We start from the raw sequence: 18,377 nt of genomic DNA on the forward strand, positions 1-18,377 counted from the left end.
GGTGTCAAAGACTCAGATCTTAAAGTTGTTATCTTTGGTGGAGGGGAATATGGGTTCACTCTCGCTCAGATGTTAGAAAGCTGGAATTGCAGGGTGCGTATCTTCGAAAAAGATGAAAAACGAGCACAAGAACTCACAGACCGCTTATCAAATACAACAGTCATTCACACAGATGGTACAGTTCTAGCTGAGCTAGAAGAAGAGCAAGTTGGCGAAGTTGATTTCTTCGTAGCCACCTCAGGCAGTGATGAAGATAATGTCATGACTTGTTTGCAGGCCAACAACCTAGGAGCTAAAAATTGTCTTACTCTGATTCACCGAGCTGACTACGCGCAGGCGATCTCCGGTAGTGGGAGGCATTTTGGTATACTGGCCGCGATTAGTCCACGCGAAGCAACGCGTCGGGACTTAGAAAAATTCATCACTTCAGATAAATTTCATACGGTCAAAAAACTTGGAGCCGGCGAGGTTATCGAAACCTCGATCGAACGAGGTTCGATTGTAGCCGAGAAAATGGTTGGCGAAGTCGAGTGGCCAGAAGGCTGCATTCTAGTGGCGCGGATACATGGACTCCATGCTTCGGTTCCTGGGCCAGATGATATTCTTGAGCCAGGTGATCTGATTTACGCCATGGTGACACCTAAGGTGCGTAAGCAATTCCTAAAATTAGTGCGTTAGCCTGTCATGAACTTCCGTATCCTAGCCAAAATACTTGGCGCACTATTATTGCTTGAGAGTGTCGCCATGTTCTTATGTGGTGTATTCACTAGGCTAGATCATTCCTGCGATTGTGAGTGGTCGATGGCTGCTTTGATGAAGTCAGCGGGAGTGACTGCCGCTTTTGGTAGTGCTCTCATGTTGTTAGGCTGGCGGAAAATTGTCAAAATACCACGGCGTGAAGGCGTGGTGATAGTTGGACTCGGCTGGATCTTGTCAGGGATTTTTGGAGGTTTACCATATTTACTGAGTGAGCCAGCCATGGCGCCGGCTGATGCTTTATTTGAATCCGTCTCGGGTTTCACCACCACTGGGTCGACGGTGATGACCGATATAGAGTCATGGCCACGTGGGATATTGATGTGGCGCTCAGTGACGCAATGGTTGGGTGGTTTAGGTATCCTCGTTTTGTTCGTGGCCCTATTGTCTTACCTTGGAGTGGGTACCAAATCACTTTTTCGTAATGAATCCTCATTCCAGACTGGTGAAGCAAGTACAGCTAGGATTCGAGACACCGCAATCAGTCTTTGGAGGGTGTATTTAGCGATCACGGCGGTTTGTATCATTGGACTTAAAACGATGGGCTTCACCTGGTACACTGCGGTGAACCATGGTTTCACCGCAGTGTCAACGGGAGGTTTCAGTCCGCACAATGCGAGTATTGGCTATTATTCCGATTGGGGGAATGGTTGGTTGATTGAGCTCTGGTTGAGCCTCTTCATGTTGATTTGTTCTGTCAGTTTCTTGATCTGGGTAGTAATCATGAAGAAACGCTGGAAACGCCTGCGCTCAGAAGAGGAAGGGAAGTGGTTTTTCCTTATCTGTTTTTCAGCGGCTCTGTTGATAGCTGTGGGAGTTGCGGCCAAGGAAATGGAGGGTTTTTGGCCAGCTCTTCGGCACGCATGGTTTATTGTGGTTTCTATCGCATCCACGACAGGCTTTGGTACAGTTGACTATGAACGGTGGCCAACTTTCGCCCTTGTGCTGATAGCGATGCTGATGCTGCTCGGGGGGTGTTCAGGTTCCACCGCTGGAGGTTTGAAAGTGAGCCGCCTGCTCGTACTGTTACGCACTGCTCGCTTTGAAGTAGTCAAAGCATTCCGGCCGCACAAGGTCTTCAAGATGCAGGTGAATGGAAATTCAATCGATCCTGAGGCTAGGGCACAGACTGTGATGTTTATCTGCCTTTATTGTTTCCTCGTGATCATTGCATCCTTTATGATGGGGTTATTAGAATTTGCGAACGACATAGATCTAGTCACTTCAGTGGGGGCTGTTTTTGCCACGTTGCTTAATATTGGTCCAGGGTTTGGTGAGGTGGGTCCTACAAAGAATTTTGCCCATTTCCTACCTGCGACCAAAGTGTTCTTGAGTCTTCTTATGATCCTAGGCCGACTAGAGCTGTTTGCTGTGCTGGTACTCTTCGTGCCCTCTCTTTGGAAGAAGTACTAGGCTGCCCGAATCTGAATTCACCAGAGAATCTTGAAGTGGTGCTCCTGGAAGGCGGAATCTCGGCTAACTGTAGTGAGGTTTTCGCATTGAGCTATAGCTATGAGCATTCTATCGAATGGATCACGGTGATGGAGTGGGAGGTCGACTATTGCAGCGCAGTAGTTGGCTTGAATGCCTAATTGATGAATTTGGTTATCCAGCAGAAGTCTAGTGACTTCATATTCACAATTCATCGGAAGTACGAAATGAGTATCGCGGAGGATTCTCATCTTACTTTGTTTTGTATTTAGCTTCATCATCGGCAATCTTTTGAGTTTTTAACTCATCAGGATAATATCTCTCAAAGAGTTCGTCGATAGGTTCATCAAAATCATCACCAATCTTGATGGCTAGATGTTTCTCTGTGCCGATCTTTCGCTTTGGTTTCTCAGCCGAGTCAATGGCCATCAGCATAGCGAGAGGCTGGTTGCGGTTTGCTGTAATGACTTCTTCACCAGCCAGAGCTTTCTGAATCAGCTCTGAAAGGTTGCTCTTCGCTTCAAGAATGGTGGAGATTACCCTCATAAAATAACTAAGTTACTTTGCTAAGTCAGTTTAACGCAAAAAAAACGCCTGCACCGATGTTCGATGCAGGCGTTTTGGGAATGGGTACTAGCGAAGATCTACGCTTTCACTGGCTGGCCTTTAGCGAGGCCTTTTTTGTCGTCCTTGTTGAAGGTGCTCTTCACGTATAGTTCGCGGAGTTGCTTGAAGTCAACTTCTGCAGGAGAAGCTGACATAAGGTCAGTACCGCGGTTATTCTTAGGGAATGCAATGACTTCGCGGATGGAGTCAGTGCCACAAACGAGCATAGCTACGCGGTCGAGACCGAGAGCTAGCCCGCCGTGTGGTGGTGCGCCGAAGGAGAACGCATCGAGTATATGCCCGAACATGGACTTCTTCTCTTCTTCAGTGACACCGAGAGCGGTGAACATGGAGTCTTGAAGGTCAGTTTCGTGGATTCGGATAGAACCACCACCGAGCTCGTAGCCGTTGAGGACAACGTCGTAAGCTTGTGCGCGGAGGCCTTCGTATTCACCAGCCTTGAGCTTCGCTTCGTCCTCAGGGATAGGACGAGTGAATGGGTGGTGTACAGCGTGCCAGCGTCCTTCTTCTTTGTCGAAGTGGAGCAGTGGGAATTCTGTAACCCAGAGGAAGTTGAGGTCAGTGTTGCCTGTCAGAAGGTTGAGATAGTCAGCACACATTAGGCGAACACGTCCGAGGACGTCGCATACTGTGTCCCAGTCGCCAGCGCCGAAGAGAACGAGGTCGCCTTCTTCGATGTTAAGCTTCTCTTGCATCGCTAGGAGTTCTTCTTCGCTGAGGAATTTCGTGATTGGTGATCGCCACTCAGCTGGGGTTGTACCACGAGCTTGGATGTAGGCGAGGCCTTTCGCGCCAGCTTCGATCGCAGCCTTTGTGAGTTTGTCGATTTGACCGGTGGATGCTCCGCAGAGTCCCTTAGCATTGATTGCTTTGATGCAGCCGCCCGCTTTGAGTGCGCCGGAGAATACCTTGAATTTGGAGTTCGCGAATACGTCGCCGAGGTCATTGAGATGAATGCCGAAACGTGTGTCTGGCTTGTCAGATCCGTAGGTGTTGAGAGCGTCGTTGTATGTTATGCGCTCGAACTTAGCTGGCGCGTCAGCGCCGATGGATTCCTTGAATACGCGACCGAGAAGTTTCTCAGTGAGGCCCATGATATCGTCTTGGTTGACGAATGATGCCTCGATATCGATCTGAGTGAATTCAGGCTGACGGTCAGCGCGGAGGTCTTCATCACGGAAGCACTTTGCAATTTGGAAGTATTTCTCAACACCGCTACACATGAGGAGCTGCTTGTATTGCTGCGGAGCCTGTGGGAGTGCGTAGAAATTGCCTGGGTGGAGGCGTGAAGGAACGAGGAAGTCACGTGCACCTTCAGGTGTCGACTTGGAAAGGATTGGTGTCTCGATTTCGAGGAAACCATCTTCGTCGAGCACGTCACGAGTTGTCTTTGTGATGCGGTGACGCAGCTTGAGGTTGCGCGCCATAGCAGGGCGTCGAAGGTCGAGGAAGCGGTACTTGAGGCGCAGGTCTTCGTTGTTTACTTCCTTATCGAGTGGGAAAGGGAGGACTTCAGCGCGATTCACAACAGTAACATCAGAAACGATGAGTTCAACTTCACCAGTAGCGATGTCGTCGTTGAATGTGGATTGACCGTCGATCTCTGGGCGAACTTCAACTGTGCCAGTGACCTGTACAACATCTTCCGCCCGAAGAGTCTCAGCGATGTCTGAATTCTCCTTAGAATTCTCAGGCTTGAATACTACCTGACTTACGCCTTCGCGGTCACGAAGGTCGATGAAAATAAGGCCAGCGCCTTGGTCGCGCTTAGATTTCACCCAACCGATAAGGGTCACGGTGTTGCCGACGTCTGCGCGGCTGATTTGGTTACATGTATGAGTTCTCATGTTATTAAAGTGGTTAGTTGGTAGTTTGAAGTTGGTAGTTACTGGCTTCCTAGTGAGCGTTTGAGGTCATGAATCATATTTCAAATCTCGATGTTCTCGTGAGTTAGCTGTTTTGCTGATTCTGAATCGTTGAAATTCTTTTTTGTACGATGTAGACTCGTGTACGAAGGTCACCGTTAGATTCTTTGCCGATATTTAGAAAGCGGGCGAGGTCCCCATTACTATTTCCTCCATGTCCTTCTGCTATGTTCGATGGAACGGAGATAGCAGATTTAGACATTTGATCTTTGAGCGCGAAATTGGTGAATTTTTCCACGATGTCCAGCACATTAACTGCTTGCCGGCGGATCTTTGCCAAACTTCGAGTTTTTCAAATGATAGGTAGGGTATCGTTAGCGTTCAGTTGGAGGCTTGAAGTTGGTCGTTAGCTGGAAGCTGAGTGACGTGCTGCGTCACTATCAACTGAATACTGCCAACTTTTTACTAATTATTGGTTCAGAGTTTCAATGAGTGCGTCAATCTTCGTGAATATCTCTTCAGATCTCTCAGTCAAGTTCTTCAATTGAATTTCAGGAAACTCTGCACCAATAATTAGTGCTTTAGTAGCTCCAAGCTTTTCAGCGGTCTTGAACTGCTTGTTGAATTTTGTCTCCGTCATTGCGTATTCGACCTTGTGGCCTGCGTAGCGGAGTTCGGTGACCACCTTGAGCGCGTTGAGGCGCTGCTCTTCGTCGGCGACAACCACATATATGTCACATGGGGTTTGTGTCTTGAGCCAAGCATCCATCTTAGCTTTCGCGTGTGGAGTCTCTTCTACAAAGTTACGAATCACCATGTCGCCCATAGCAAAGCCGGTGCAGGGGAGGTCTACTATTCCGTTGGAAAGTGACTTGAGTAGGTCGTCGTAGCGGCCACCACCAGCGACAGCGCGCATCGAGTGGGATGTGTCGAAAATCTCAAAGACAGTTCCCGTGTAGTAAGCTAGTCCGCGTACGATAGTGAGATCTAGCTTGAGGTATTTGCCAAGTCCACGCGCCTCGAGGTTCTTCTGAATTTGCTTAAATGCAGGGGACGCGTTTTTTGGATCGTTGATAAAGGCGTGAACGAATTCAGAAGTAAGGTTGTATTTAGCGAGCTTTTTGGAAACGACCTCAGGCTTGTCGCGCTCGATCTTGTCGATGACTCCGAGGAATCCAGTGGTGTCTTCGACGTTGTTTTCTGAGCAGAACTTGAGCCATGATTCGCGGTCTGATGCGCGAACCACGAAATCTTTTTCGGTGAAACCAAGAGCAAGCATGGTGTCGATGGCAACAGAAATGAGCTCGGCGTCAGCAGCCGGATCATCTTCGCCGATGATGTCGGCATTGAACTGGATGAACTCGCGGCCGCGCCCTTTTTGAGGTTTCTCATAGCGGAAGCACTGGCCGATCTCGAACCACTTCATAGGCTTAGGGTAGTTCCTCTGGTGACCAGACACTATACGTGCGAGCGATGCAGTGAGTTCGGGGCGCATGGTGATATCGCGCTTTCCTTGATCTACAAAACGGAACAACTGCGTGTTCATTTCGTCGCCAGCTTTCTTTTGGTAAAGTGCTGTTTCTTCAAGGATCGGTGCCTCGTATTCTACAAAACCGTAGCGATGCGCTACACTGCGCCATGTGGCGAAGATGTAATTACGAATTGCACAGTCATCGGGTGCAAAGTCACGGAATCCAGGAAGTGAGTTGAAGCGCTTGTCGGCCATACGCTAGACGTTGCACAGCCGACTTGTAATATTCAAGTTTCATTTGGATCGAATCTCACTAAGAATGATCCTAACTAGGTGCTGGACCTATTTTGAAATGAACTATTCTGCCGCCATAATGGCGTTATTTCCTTGGACTGTTTTTTCTGGTAGTTGCTGATGGTGTCTGCACGGGCAATCTTTTGCGTTGGAAAATGTGTGGAGAAGCGGGTCGTACTTGTCCCAGTGTGACGCTGTGGACTTGTGCTTCGATTGACTAAAGACTACCTTGTCTTCTTTGATGGTTTCTAGAACTTGGATGTCGCGCATAGTTGCGGTTGTGGCTTTGGCCGGATCAGTAGAAAGAATGACAAAATCAGCGAGTAGACCTTTTTTGATGCGTCCCTTACGGTCCTCTTCAAAAATCTGCCAAGCTGGACCAGTTGTGATTCCTTGGAGAGCAGTGTAGGCGTCGATACGCTCATTTTCTCCAACTACGACACCTGTACGTGATGTACGTGCCATAGCTGACCACATAACAAAGAAAGGATCCAGTGGAGTCACGTTGAAGTCAGTGTGGTTAGAGTAGATGATTCCTTTAGCGCTAGCGCTCTTTACTGGACTAATGAAGTTTGCCTTTTCCCGACCTATATTTTCGATATGCACATCTCCCCAGAAGAAAGTGTGGTTGGTAAAATACGATGGAGTCATGCCGAGCTCTACGTATTTAGGTAAGTGATCCGGCCGTTGAAATTGCGAGTGAATGACTACTGTGCGGCGATCGTCTTTTGCCGTGATGCCAGATTTTTCTATAGCTTCTATAGATTGGTCAATGGTCGCGTCGCCATTGGCATGAATGAAAACTTGGAGTCCTGTGTCGAGTATAGCTTTGACTTGCTTTTGAAAATCTTCCTTTGGTTGGGTTGTTTCACCCACCCAATTTTTCTCACCAGCTGGGCCGCCAGTGAGGAAGGGAGTCGTGACGTGCGCGGTTTTTCCTTGGGGCGAGCCGTCTTGGGTGAACTTGACGCCTTGAAACTTGAAGTTATTCTCATACTTACCGAAGACGTACTTGTTGTTACCCATGAATTTGGGAGCCTCGGTGAAACCTGGTAGAGAAATGATATCGAGAAAAATTCTACCTTCCGCAGCGGCCTTTTGCAGGAAGTTCATGTCTTTGATGTGTGTGAACCCTTCTTGTGCGTGAGTGTAGCCTTCTTGTGCATAAAGCATCTGGGCTGGTCCCATTAGCTCTAGTAGCTCCCTTTCTGAAGGCTGGGGAAGGTTTTCCAATACTGGCAGATAGGCAGTTTCCATAAGCAGTCCTGCGGGTTCATTCCCATCGGCCATGCGGGCGATTACTCCGCCAGGTGGCGTCTGAGTTGTCGAAGATATTTTAGCCCACTCTAGAGCTTTACTGTTGAGTACTGCTCCGTGCCCAGAAACGTGGATTACCATTACCCGGTGGTTCGGGAATGCTTTGTCAAGGTCTGCTTTCGTCGCGTCGCGTTTTTCTTTGAGGCCGTTCGGGTCGTAGCCGTATCCCACTATCCATTCCCCTTCTGGGATGCTCTTGCTGTTTCTATGGTCTTCTAACTGCTTCACCATGCTAGGGATGTCCGTGACTGGGCCGACTGGCGGAAGTGATACATTTGCTTGGTTGACCATACTTAGCGCAAACATGAAGTGACCATGTGGGTCGATGAAGCCAGGGAGCATCGCCTTGCCCTCTAAATCTCTTAGCTTAGTCGAGTCTTTTTTTAGGGCGAAAGCTTTCTCCTTTAGCCCAGCGAAGAGAATCTTGCCATCCTTGACCGCGACGGCTTCGACATAGCTCGCTTTCTCGCCATCCATAGTAAGAATGCTGCCGTTATGGTAGATTGTGTCGGCATTGTCTTCCGCGATGAGTGGATGTATCAGAGATAGTAATATGGTGGCTAGGGAAAGAGTGGATTTTTTCATGTTGTAGCTGGTGTCATGGTCGACATTTAGTCGATGAAATCTGGCATAAAGAGTACCTAACAATCCAACTACAATGTGGGGTTTATTCAAGGAGAATTTTGTGTGTTCACTGGCAATTTGAGTAGATTTGAAATACTCGTTTTCGGTGACTTTAGTGGGAGTATATCAGGCTACATCTAATAGATGTTGCGCTGCGCTGATATTTTAGGCAAGTTAACCATCAGAGCACCCAAAGACCTATTCATGGCAAGTTATACAGAAGACGACATCAAGAGTTTAGACTGGAAAGAGCACATTCGTCTCCGCCCGGGAATGTACATCGGTAAATTAGCTGACGGCTCGAGTCCAGAAGATGGAATTTACATCCTTCTGAAAGAGGTGATGGATAACTCGATTGATGAGTTTGTAATGGGCCACGGCTCAGAAATTCATGTAAATATCGACGACGAAGGTCGTGTGGAAGTACGTGATTTTGGCCGTGGCATTCCTCTAGGAAAGTTGATGGATTGTGCAGCCAAGATCAACACGGGTGCTAAATACGATTCCGAAGCGTTCAAAAAATCTGTAGGTCTTAATGGGGTGGGTATCAAAGCTGTGAATGCTCTGTCATCGTTTTTTGAAATCCAAGCGTGGCGTGAAGGTCAGACCAAGGCGATTGAGTTTAGTCAGGGCGAGGTGGTAGCTGAGATGAAACGCTCGAAGAAAGACGAGGCTGCTGACGGCACGCGCATTTGTTTTGATATAGATCGTAACATTTTCCCTCAGTCGACAAAGTTCCGTGAGCGCTACGTTGAGAAGATGTGTCGCTATTATGCCTACCTCAACCCAGGTCTCTGTGTTGTCTACAATGGCAACAAGTTCAAATCTAAGCTAGGAATATTAGATCTCCTGCGTGAGGAGATGGATGAAGAGCCAATCTATGAGCCAATCATGCTCAGCGGTCCGGACCTCGATATTTGCTTTACCCATACATTGAGCAGTTCTGAAGGTTATTATACTTTTGTAAACGGACAACATACGACTCAAGGGGGGACTCATCTAGCCGCATTCCGTGAAGCGGTGGTGAAAGTTTTACGCGACTTTTTTAAGAAGCAATACGATCCATCCGATATCCGTTGCGGTATTGAAGCTGCTGTATCTATCAGGGTTGAAGAGCCTGTGTTTGAATCCCAAACCAAGACTAAGTTAGGCTCCACCACAGTCTCCCCAGATGGCGAGACTGTCCGCACCTTCGTACTTAATTTCCTCAAAGAACATCTAGATAACCACCTTCACAAACACTCTGCAGTGGCCGAGGCCTTGCAAAAACGTATCCTCGTTTCCGAGCGCGAACGCAAAGAACTCTCAGGAGTAAAAAAGCTAGCGCGCGAGCGTGCTCGCAAAGCCAAGGTGCACAATAAGAAGCTTCGAGATTGCCGAGCGCATCTCGACTCCAAGCATAAGCGTCGTGAAGAAACCGTGGTTTTCCTCACGGAGGGTGATTCTGCATCAGGCTCCATCACAAAGTGTCGCGATGTTGAGACGCAGGCCGTGTTCTCTCTCCGAGGCAAGCCACTGAACTGTTTTGGACTCACCAAAAAGATTGTCTACGAAAACGAAGAATTTAACTTGCTGCAGCACGCGCTAAATATTGAGGACGGGCTAGAAGGACTACGTTACCAGAAAGTAATTATCGCAACGGATGCTGATGTTGACGGCATGCACATTCGTCTCTTGCTTCTTACATTTTTCCTTCAGTTCTTTCCAGAGGTGGTACGCGAAGGCCACGTGCATATCCTACAGACTCCTCTATTTCGCGTACGCAATAAAAAGCACACATTCTACTGCTACGATGAAGAAGAGCGCGCAGCGGCGATGAAAAAATGCGGTAAGGCTGCTGAAATTACGCGATTCAAAGGACTCGGTGAGATTTCGCCTGACGAGTTTGCGTTTATGATTGGTGACGATATGCGCCTCGACCCTGTGACAATGGAAGAAGGTAAAAGCCTCAAAGAAATGCTCACATTCTACATGGGCAAAAACACTCCTGATAGACAGCTCTATATCATCGACAATCTGCGCGATGACGTCGTCAGTGAGGAGGTTAAGAATTTAAATTGAAGACCTAAGGTTTAAAGAATCCATGCCAGTTTTGCGTGGATCTTTTTGCTTGTAGGATTTGCTTGTAGGATTTTTCGACTTGTGAAGTTTGGGAGTGAGTGTGGTATGGGCTTTGTTGCTGGCGAGTTAGTGACTTGTGCTGTGGTGATCCCACACCAAGAGAAAAAAAGACACAAAGGTGATCCATGAGGCTTCAGCTAAGCCTCCGCGCAAGTAAAAAGAGTAGCCACAAAGTCGAGCGCCCCCAGTGCTGAGCTTGTGGATCTCTAAAACACTCCATGGTTGAAACGTATTCGACTGAGCAGAAAAAGTTAGTGAACTAGCTCTCTGCCGACAAGCTTCTGCAACGCGTCAAAGTGATCGAGGGTAAGGTAAGTTCATAGAAGGATTAGGTGATAAGGCCGAGAGAACTCTCGAGGTGATTCTCACTGAATGAGTAAAATAGGATATTCACGGCATGGCACCTTGGCTGAGGTCTCAATACTAAGCTGAGCTAGCCGATACACTTCCAGAAGATTGGTTTCGGAGCCAAAAGTTGATGGGAAACCGAGAGGTATTCGATATAGTCGAAAAATATATATGGGTAGTGTAAAAAAGGCTTGGCCGAGCTTGCCAAGTTATAACTTTGAGACGTCATCTGTTGATGCATTGGTTCCTGAAGATGCTTTGTTTTATTTGGAGTACCTGGAGGTTGGTAGTTCCGCTAGTGGTAGTGATATTTAATTTGCTGATGGTTTCGCTTTTAGTGAGTTTGCCGAGCGCTCAGTAACGATCTTAGAGAAAGAAGAGTAATCAAATATATCTAGCTACCCATCAAGTCTACTGAAAGAGTTGGTGAAAGTTGCCGTGATAGTGCCTTTACTTTCTTCGGAGTAAGAATGTTTGAGCAGGATACTGAATTACCGTTCAACGAATATTCTGAGATGGTTGAAGGCTATGTCGATTCAGTCCTAGTAGCTGAGTCTGTTGCTTGGCTAGCTGAAGTTTTAGATGGGGAGAGGTTTAAAGAATGAAGAGTATCAGGAGGTCAGAAGGAAGCAGCATCAGCCTAAACTAAGAGGAATTGAGTATACTAAGGAATTGCCAGAGCATGCTCCTGATTCAAATAGGCTAATGGCCGAAATTGCTACTGAAACATTTCATTGGGCAGATAGTGATTAGAAAGTGGCCAAGACGTTTCAAAGTTTCGATAGCTTTGAGCAATTTTTCAAAGGAGTTGAGAGTGCTATCTTGAACCATTCATTTATGTATCGATACAATGGCAATATGGTGATACTGACGGAGAACCCTAAGCGATCTTAGATGGAGTTTGATCAAGTGAAAGCGCTTTTTGAGTGGGCTGATGTAGAACTCCGTTAAAAACGCTTCGAAGAGCGATGCCAATCTAACTCAACGCTAAGGTAGACTGGACAGGCCGTAATTCCTCGGTAGACTCGGCGGCATGGCCGAAGTACCATCCACATTCACAATGACGGCAGGAGAGAAGGCTCCTGAGTTCACACTTCCAGCTGGAAATGGCGTTGAGTTTTCACTTTCCAAGAACCTGGGAAAGAAGGGGACCCTTGTAATGTTTGTCTGTAACCACTGCCCATTCGTGGTGCATCTGGCTAAACAAGTAGGTGAGATGGCTGCTGAAATGCAGGGGTGGGGGATAAACACCATAGCGATTAGCTCCAATGATGTGGAGAACTACCCACAAGATGGACCTGAAAAGATGCTCGAATTTGCCAAGAAATTTGGCTGGAAGTTTCCTTATCTCTACGATGAGACTCAGGAAGTAGCGAAGAGCTACCACGCCGCCTGCACTCCTGATTTCTTCTTGCTAGATTCTGCTGGATGCCTTTTTTACGCTGGACAATACGACGATTCACGTCCTGGGAATAAGGAGTTGATAGATGGACGGGATCTGAAGTTGGCCATCCGCCAATTGATCGAAGATGGTGCGCCAATTTTAGACACGAAACCAGCAACTGGCTGTAATATTAAGTGGAAACCGGGCAATGCGCCTGCCTATTTTTAGTTGAAATTTGCGTAAATAAATCTACGTATTACTTCTGGTTCTCTGCTGACTTGGAGTTGCCGCATTTGCTCGCTCACAAAATTTATAACACATGAATATATTGGCAGCAGATTGGGGCATTGAAGTCGCCTTCTTCGTGGTGTCTCTTGTTATCTGCGTATGGGCTTCCCGTTCGGCTGGTAAAGAAGTAAAGGAGTTTTTTCTTGGTGTTTTAATGGTAGATCCTACTTACTCATCTTAAATACCTAATCTTGTTACAGGGCTTATCCTAGCAAAAGGTGTAGCAGGTAACTGGTGATGAAGGGACTGCTATTTGGCATGCTTACAGTTTTCGTTTTTGCGAAGCTCTGAAGGTATGACTGATGTTGACTCTATGAACTACGTTGCTTAGGAAAGGGGATAGTATTTCTTCCCAGACTCCTTACACTTTATCTAAATCCTGTATTCAATATAGTCATGATCGGTGCGATTGTTCTCGGCGTTCTAGGATGTTAAATTCATCTCGTTACAGATGTCCTCACTCCATATTGTATTTAACTGGTTGATTTTAGGGGGGGTATATGGGGTCTCTTTGTGCAGTTCATTTTATCTATGGTGGGTTCAGTGTGGGCAGTGATCTTCGAGCTCGAACATTCAGTTATTGGTAGTGTCCAGACGATTCTGGATGCTACTCTTGTTCGTGATAAGGCTAGCATGTTCCCAGACTTTACAGATGCTAGCAGCTGACTCCCAGCAATGCTCACGCTTCTTCCTAAAGGCTTGATTGGTCTTGTTTAAGACATCACTTATTTCTGCATTCATGTCCACAGTGTCCACTCAAGTAAAACTTGGTGCATCATACCTCGTGAATGACTTCTAGGCACGTTTTGTGAATACAGGGGCGTCACCGCATCAGTGCATGTATATCAGACGTCTTGCTAGAGTGGTAACGCTGATAATGGGGGCTGTTCTAGGACTCATTGAAAGATGCTTCTCAGGCATTTAAGTTACTTCTCCTTATCGGAGCTGGAACTGGGCGAGTTTGCATCCTCCACTGGTTCTGGTGGCTTTTAGTGCAATCTTTGAGGTTACATTAATGTAGGGTGCTCTTATTGTGCTGGGGTCATCATATTCTTCCTCCCTGATATGATTAGTGAGTTAATTGCGAGAGATTTTAATTGGAAGATCACGCTCATTTGTACGCTTTCAATTACAGCTATCAGGATTCTTGTAACCTTGGTTCCTTCACCTAAAAATAAGGGCACTCTAATCGACTTCTATGCGAAGGTTCAGCTTGGTGGTCCAGGTTGGAAGATAGTGGGTGTCTTCTGGAAGAAGATTAAGACAACATAGGTTTACGAATTTAAATCAAAAGCCCCGAGTTGCTAAATGCGGCTCGGGGCTTTTTTATTTTAAATAAGGCGGCTTGCTAGAGTGGTTGCTCGGCGAATGATCTAATGAAGTTAGAGAAGTACGTATGGCCAGCCTCGAGGTCGGAAATTTTGATAAATTCGTCCTTAGTGTGAGCTTGGTTGATTGAGCCAGGCCCGAGACAGACCGATGGAACACCAGCGTGTGAGAGGTGGGCCGCATCGGAGAACCATGGAGCACCAACGAGTTGGGTTGCAGGATTGGCTTTGAGTAATTGTTGAACAATTGGATCGCTGGTAGGAGTCTCCATTGGAGGATTCTCGTGCGCACTCAGCACCTCTAGTGGTAGTTGTTGTTCCTGAATGAAACCTAGTACCAGCGCATGTGCGCCACCTTCAGCGTTGAGTGAAGGAGTGGTGCGAATGTCAATTTCGGCTTCAGCGTGATCGGGAACAATATTCGGGCGAGTTCCTCCTTTTATCGTGCCGATATTGAATGAGGAGTGCCCGAGAACGGGGTGGGTGAATGTGGCCAGCTTACTTGCTAGCTTTTTATTCATGTGGTCGAGTGAGCTAGCTAGAGTCATGATGGCATTGAAACCACGCTCGGGTTGTGAAGCGTGGGCCGCGGTACCTTTAGCTGCGACAGTGAGCCAGAGTGAACCTTTAGTGGTGTAGACGATATCTAAAGACGTTGGCTCGCCAGCAACCCCAAAGATGTATTCTTCAGCATGCCATTCGGCAAAATGTTTAGAACCGTGCTGGGAGGATTCTTCAGCCATGAAGGCGACGAAATCGATGGCGATAGGTAGCTCGGCAAGTAATGCTTTGTTTTCTATGAGAGCTGTTAGCATGGCAGCCATAGGTCCCTTGGTGTCTGAGGCTCCTCGGCCAAGGATACATCGGTCTTTGATGTCACCACAGAAGGGATCAAAGATCATGCCAGAAACTCCGACGGTGTCGGTGTGAGGACCTAGGAATATTCTTGGTCGGTCAGCCGGCCCAGGGCATCTAGCAATCACATTTGGGCGACCAGGTAAGACTTCTTCTAATGTCACATCAAAGCCGTGTGGCGTGAGTAGGTCGCTCAGGTATTCGGCAATAGCATTTTCACCAACTTTGTCAGTTCCTGGATCATTGTCAGGGTTGACACTCGGGATGCGGATCAGGCTTTGCAACAGTTCTACGGTATTCATTCTAGTAGGGCTATAGCTGTTTTTTAGGGGGCTGGGAAGATTGGACTCAGAAATTCTGGCCCTTGCTGGAGGTTTTGAGTTTACCAATCATGATCGTCTGCCAATTTAGAATTAGATATGTCCTCAAAGCACTCTAAAGAAGCACTCCTGGCTAAAACCGAAGGTTCAAAACGCGGCCTGCCGTGGCTGCGCGCCTCGTTTTTCCTACTCGTTTTGTTTGCAGTTGTGGTGCCCTTTACCAGTGTTCCGCATAAACTTAAAGATTATGCGAAGGAGTTGATTCTAGCCCAACGCGAGATCAACCGAATGGCATACGCACCAGAAAATGAGGAACCTGAGGAGGTAGTGCATGTGGAAACAGAAGCTGAAGTTGTGGAAGTACCAGTAGAGGTGACTCCAGAGTTGCCTGTAGACCCAATACTTGTCGAAAAGGTGTATGTGCCGAAAGAGCATTTTGTGGGGACAAAAGGGGACATGGTCCGCATGTCCAAAGGCTTTCATTTTGATTATGCATTTGAAATGAGTAAAGGAGGCTTGGCTTCGGTGGAGAGGAAAAATAAGAAGAGTTATGTGGCTGAGTATAAACTAAAAGTTCCTCTGCCAAAGGCGTCTACGAGCATGGTGGATCTAGCTAGCTTGAATGCAAATCTCCCAAAGTTGTTGCCCGGTCTATCAGCAATGTTAGAGAAATCAGTAGTTTCTGATTTCTATTACACACTTTATGAAAATAAGGTGAAGCGACTTGAGCGCGAAGTGCTCAAGCTTAATGAGCTGTCTACCAAGCACAACTTTTACGACTGCGAGACGATACTTAATCTGAAGTCTCCAACGACGGGCCGCAAAGTCCTTTTGCTTCAGGGGGACATGGATGTGGTTTCTGATGGCTCGGATGGTGATCGATTGGCTAAGATGCCCGACAAAATAGTCAACTCAACCTACTACCAACCGTTTACAAGCTACGGCTGGAAGAAGACCGGCAAGGTCGAGAACCCGATGGTCGCTGGCTGGAAAAAAAGAATTGGCAATGCTAAGCGTGAGATTGCGGATAAAAAAACGACTGCTGACCGGAAGTCTTGGCTAAAGGCTCGGATAAAGATGTTAGAGCGTGGAGTCGCAGACATGAAAGCGCGCAGCTACTTAATAGCCGAGTATGATCCATTCATTGTGATGCCTGTGAATATGATCACGAACCGAAGTGATAAATTTGCCGCACGAGTGGGTGATTATGCTGTCGTGATTTATGGAGACAAACTGTACCCAGCAATTGTTGGAGATGGTGGACCGACATTTAAAGTTGGTGAAGGCTCGTTGCGCTTAGCTAAAGAGCTCAATTCTAGAGCGAGTAGTTATAGTCGCCCGGTGTCAGATGTGACAGTGACCTATCTCGTATTCAGCAATTCCAGAGACACTCCGGCATCGGCTCCAGATTACTTGAAGTGGCACCAGCGTTGTTCAGAGCTTTTAGCTGAAATGGGAGGCCTCGGAGAGGGAGTGCAGCTAGAGCATTGGGAGGATTTATTGGCCCCCAAAGAGGATGAAGTTCCAAAGGATACTATAGAATCAGAGGGGTATACCTCGGAGGCTGCCGAGCCGGAAGCTGGGACACCTGAGAGCTCAGAGAGTCAACTCACTACCATACCTGTTCCTTGCGAATCTTAGCGTAGCTTAATTTGTAAATGTTGAGTTCAATCTTCTCAAAGGCATCGATTCTAAACGCATGGTTTCCTATGGCTTCATGTGAGCCATGAAGAAATTTATCGTCGATAGATTTGACGTTTAGAATGATCCAGCCTCCGTCCTTAAAGTAAGCTTTCACATCGTTTGACTGCATCTTGGGATGATTTTCTTCGGTGGCGGGGAGCTGCAAGTCGCGAATGCCAAAAAGTGGTAATTTGAGATCGGCGTGTTCGGTTTTAACATCGAGCATTCCATTGTTGATTTTTCCAATTTGGCCAACGACAGTATCCCCATTGGCTAGGAGTATTCTTTGACCCTCGCCCTTGAGTTGCTCGAGTGCCTCTTCTTCTTCTAGGCCTGACGGGATTGCTCCATTCCATTTCTCTAGACGGATGTTACTAATGCGCATCTTGTTTTCATTGTCATTGCGCAAGTGAATCGATGAACCTAACAATTTAGGTGTGGCTGCGTGGTCTGTAAAGGTGTGGGCTTTGTCACCATTGATGAAGACGTGAAACACTCCTTTTTTCTTATCCATGTATATGGCGTATTCCGCTGAATTGCTTGCGTGATCGTAGCTAGAGTTAGGGGCACGATCTAACTGTGGAGGACGCTCATTTTTGATCCTCTTTTGCATATACATATAGTTTGTCTGCATTCTTAGCTCGTAATAGTTTTCGAGTTTAGCTTTCTGGGGTGAGTTGGCAAAGAGGTTGAGCGTGAGAGCTATGGTATTTTTCCATTGCAGCTGAAACTTTAGGACTGACTGATCCAGCAGACCAATGTCTTTTGAAATAACACTGCGAGAGTTCCCTGAAATTAGGGCGTTGTTCTCAAACCTCCATGAGCTCGCTGAGTTTTCTTCCTGCCATTCTTCCAGAGAATTAGGGCCTGAGTAGAGGTCGGTCTGATTTGATTTGATCTTAATAGAGTGAATCAAGTCACGCTGAACTTTGAGCTCTCCAGCGTACCATGTGGATAGAATAACGTGGTCGTCAGCAATTTGTGAGAGTTGTCCACGGAGGGTGTCTCTTTGTTCTTCTTGCCCATAACGTCCCTCAAGCTGTAACTCTGCCATGTGATCAGCCTGTGTGAAATCGATATCAATCTTGGGCTGGGACTGATCGAGTTCAAGGTCTAGAATAGCGGGTTTGTTGAAAAAAACGTTTTTGGGAAAGAGCGTGCTTTTGAATTCGAGCAAATCTGCATCCATGTTGACCACGGTGCCGGATACTTTGTCACCATTTGCAAAGTTGACTCTGGATCGCTTGCCCGGTGGTTCAGCTGTGAGAGTCGGTGCTAAAATGACGAGCGAAATGAGTGATAGAAATCTGAAGTTACTCATCTTTATTTGAGGTTGAGGTAATACTTTGAAGGGAATGAGGTTTGAGAGTGATTTGCCCTAGTATTGGATGCTTGGCTGAAACTTCCGTGCTGGAGAGCTTGATAGATTCTACTGTGAGCGAGCCACCACCTTGAAGGGTTATAATATAATTATCAGATTTATTCTGAATTACGTTTTCCGAACTGTCTGCAAAATAGAGTGACTGGATATGAGAGAGAGGGACGACCATGGGTTTGCTCGAGTGTTTGACTTCGAAATAGAGAGCCTTTATCCCTTTGTCTGTTTTCTGAATTTGACCGGTGTACTTGAGCCCTTCCGTGTCATATAGAGAGTCGAGGTCTAGA

16 protein-coding genes are annotated in these 18,377 nt (G+C 47.0%); 7 read left to right on the plus strand and 9 right to left on the minus strand.

Features of this window, described 5'->3' with window-relative positions; all coding sequences use genetic code 11:
- Positions 1-678 (plus strand): NAD-binding protein (locus tag ABGY95_RS05275; RefSeq protein ID WP_347440651.1); only part of this gene is annotated, 678 nt, incomplete at its 5' end.
- 6 nt (positions 679-684) lie between these two features.
- Entirely contained in the window at positions 685-2,169 is a 1,485-nt protein-coding gene (locus tag ABGY95_RS05280) for a TrkH family potassium uptake protein (RefSeq protein WP_347440652.1), read from the plus strand.
- 17 nt (positions 2,170-2,186) lie between these two features.
- On the opposite strand, the gene ABGY95_RS05285 is transcribed toward ABGY95_RS05280, so the two are convergent.
- From ABGY95_RS05285 to ABGY95_RS05310, 6 genes are all read right to left on the minus strand, one after another.
- The gene (locus ABGY95_RS05285) at positions 2,187-2,438 is read right to left on the minus strand and encodes a PIN domain-containing protein (protein WP_347440653.1); all 252 of its coding nucleotides are present in this window, start codon (positions 2,436-2,438) and stop codon (positions 2,187-2,189) included.
- Position 2,439: 1 nt separating this feature from the next.
- Positions 2,440-2,733, minus strand: a complete 294-nt coding sequence (locus tag ABGY95_RS05290; protein WP_347440654.1) for a type II toxin-antitoxin system prevent-host-death family antitoxin — start codon at positions 2,731-2,733, stop codon at positions 2,440-2,442.
- Positions 2,734-2,831: 98 nt separating this feature from the next.
- Positions 2,832-4,661 (minus strand): aspartate--tRNA ligase, encoded by a 1,830-nt coding sequence (gene aspS, locus ABGY95_RS05295; RefSeq protein ID WP_347440655.1) that lies wholly within the window; start codon positions 4,659-4,661, stop codon positions 2,832-2,834.
- A 103-nt stretch (positions 4,662-4,764) separates the two neighbouring features.
- A complete protein-coding gene (locus ABGY95_RS05300) occupies positions 4,765-5,019 on the minus strand; it encodes a four helix bundle protein (protein ID WP_347440656.1) in 255 nt (84 codons plus the stop codon).
- 129 nt (positions 5,020-5,148) lie between these two features.
- Positions 5,149-6,405, minus strand: a complete 1,257-nt coding sequence (hisS, locus tag ABGY95_RS05305) for a histidine--tRNA ligase (protein ID WP_347440657.1) — start codon at positions 6,403-6,405, stop codon at positions 5,149-5,151.
- A 102-nt stretch (positions 6,406-6,507) separates the two neighbouring features.
- A complete protein-coding gene (locus tag ABGY95_RS05310; RefSeq protein ID WP_347440658.1) occupies positions 6,508-8,346 on the minus strand; it encodes an amidohydrolase in 1,839 nt (612 codons plus the stop codon).
- Between the two features lie 243 nt (positions 8,347-8,589).
- On the opposite strand from ABGY95_RS05310, the gene ABGY95_RS05315 reads away from it, so the two are divergent.
- The 4 genes from ABGY95_RS05315 to ABGY95_RS05330 all read left to right on the plus strand — a co-directional run bounded on the left by ABGY95_RS05315 (position 8,590) and on the right by ABGY95_RS05330 (position 12,707).
- Positions 8,590-10,446, plus strand: a complete 1,857-nt coding sequence (locus ABGY95_RS05315) for a DNA topoisomerase IV subunit B (RefSeq protein ID WP_347440659.1) — start codon at positions 8,590-8,592, stop codon at positions 10,444-10,446.
- Positions 10,447-11,324: 878 nt separating this feature from the next.
- The gene (locus tag ABGY95_RS05320) at positions 11,325-11,459 is read left to right on the plus strand and encodes a hypothetical protein (RefSeq protein ID WP_347440660.1); all 135 of its coding nucleotides are present in this window, start codon (positions 11,325-11,327) and stop codon (positions 11,457-11,459) included.
- Between the two features lie 428 nt (positions 11,460-11,887).
- Positions 11,888-12,466 carry a thioredoxin family protein gene (locus ABGY95_RS05325; protein WP_347440661.1) on the plus strand — a complete coding sequence of 193 codons (579 nt, stop codon included), beginning with the start codon at positions 11,888-11,890 and terminating at the stop codon, positions 12,464-12,466.
- A 91-nt stretch (positions 12,467-12,557) separates the two neighbouring features.
- Positions 12,558-12,707 (plus strand): hypothetical protein, encoded by a 150-nt coding sequence (locus ABGY95_RS05330; RefSeq protein ID WP_347440662.1) that lies wholly within the window; start codon positions 12,558-12,560, stop codon positions 12,705-12,707.
- A 1,167-nt stretch (positions 12,708-13,874) separates the two neighbouring features.
- Here ABGY95_RS05330 and ABGY95_RS05335 read toward each other — a convergent pair.
- Positions 13,875-15,011: a M20 family metallopeptidase gene (locus tag ABGY95_RS05335; protein ID WP_347440663.1), complete on the minus strand. Its 1,137-nt coding sequence runs from the start codon at positions 15,009-15,011 to the stop codon at positions 13,875-13,877.
- A 117-nt stretch (positions 15,012-15,128) separates the two neighbouring features.
- Between ABGY95_RS05335 and ABGY95_RS05340 the strand changes: the two genes are divergently transcribed.
- A complete protein-coding gene (locus ABGY95_RS05340) occupies positions 15,129-16,670 on the plus strand; it encodes a glycoside hydrolase family 75 protein (RefSeq protein ID WP_347440664.1) in 1,542 nt (513 codons plus the stop codon).
- Here ABGY95_RS05340 and ABGY95_RS05345 read toward each other — a convergent pair.
- Both ABGY95_RS05345 and ABGY95_RS05350 read right to left on the minus strand, forming a co-directional pair.
- Complete coding sequence (locus ABGY95_RS05345) at positions 16,642-18,033, minus strand: hypothetical protein (protein WP_347440665.1); 1,392 nt, start codon at positions 18,031-18,033, stop codon at positions 16,642-16,644. The two genes, ABGY95_RS05340 and ABGY95_RS05345, sit on opposite strands and share 29 nt — an antisense overlap.
- The coding region (locus tag ABGY95_RS05350) for a hypothetical protein (RefSeq protein ID WP_347440666.1) at positions 18,026-18,377 on the minus strand (352 nt) is incomplete at its 5' end. The genes ABGY95_RS05345 and ABGY95_RS05350, both read right to left, overlap by 8 nt.

This window comes from Rubritalea sp. (genome assembly GCF_039830215.1).
GTDB lineage: Bacteria > Verrucomicrobiota > Verrucomicrobiia > Verrucomicrobiales > Akkermansiaceae > Rubritalea.

Coding starts and splice junctions, on each gene's coding strand:
- ABGY95_RS05280 (WP_347440652.1), top strand. CDS start 685: ATGAACTTCCGTATCCTAGCCAAAATACTTGGCGCACTATTATTGCTT.
- ABGY95_RS05285 (WP_347440653.1), bottom strand. CDS start 2,438: ATGAGAATCCTCCGCGATACTCATTTCGTACTTCCGATGAATTGTGAA.
- ABGY95_RS05290 (WP_347440654.1), bottom strand. CDS start 2,733: ATGAGGGTAATCTCCACCATTCTTGAAGCGAAGAGCAACCTTTCAGAG.
- aspS (WP_347440655.1), bottom strand. CDS start 4,661: ATGAGAACTCATACATGTAACCAAATCAGCCGCGCAGACGTCGGCAAC.
- hisS (WP_347440657.1), bottom strand. CDS start 6,405: ATGGCCGACAAGCGCTTCAACTCACTTCCTGGATTCCGTGACTTTGCA.
- ABGY95_RS05310 (WP_347440658.1), bottom strand. CDS start 8,346: ATGAAAAAATCCACTCTTTCCCTAGCCACCATATTACTATCTCTGATA.
- ABGY95_RS05315 (WP_347440659.1), top strand. CDS start 8,590: ATGGCAAGTTATACAGAAGACGACATCAAGAGTTTAGACTGGAAAGAG.
- ABGY95_RS05320 (WP_347440660.1), top strand. CDS start 11,325: ATGTTTGAGCAGGATACTGAATTACCGTTCAACGAATATTCTGAGATG.
- ABGY95_RS05325 (WP_347440661.1), top strand. CDS start 11,888: ATGGCCGAAGTACCATCCACATTCACAATGACGGCAGGAGAGAAGGCT.
- ABGY95_RS05330 (WP_347440662.1), top strand. CDS start 12,558: ATGAATATATTGGCAGCAGATTGGGGCATTGAAGTCGCCTTCTTCGTG.
- ABGY95_RS05335 (WP_347440663.1), bottom strand. CDS start 15,011: ATGAATACCGTAGAACTGTTGCAAAGCCTGATCCGCATCCCGAGTGTC.
- ABGY95_RS05340 (WP_347440664.1), top strand. CDS start 15,129: ATGTCCTCAAAGCACTCTAAAGAAGCACTCCTGGCTAAAACCGAAGGT.
- ABGY95_RS05345 (WP_347440665.1), bottom strand. CDS start 18,033: ATGAGTAACTTCAGATTTCTATCACTCATTTCGCTCGTCATTTTAGCA.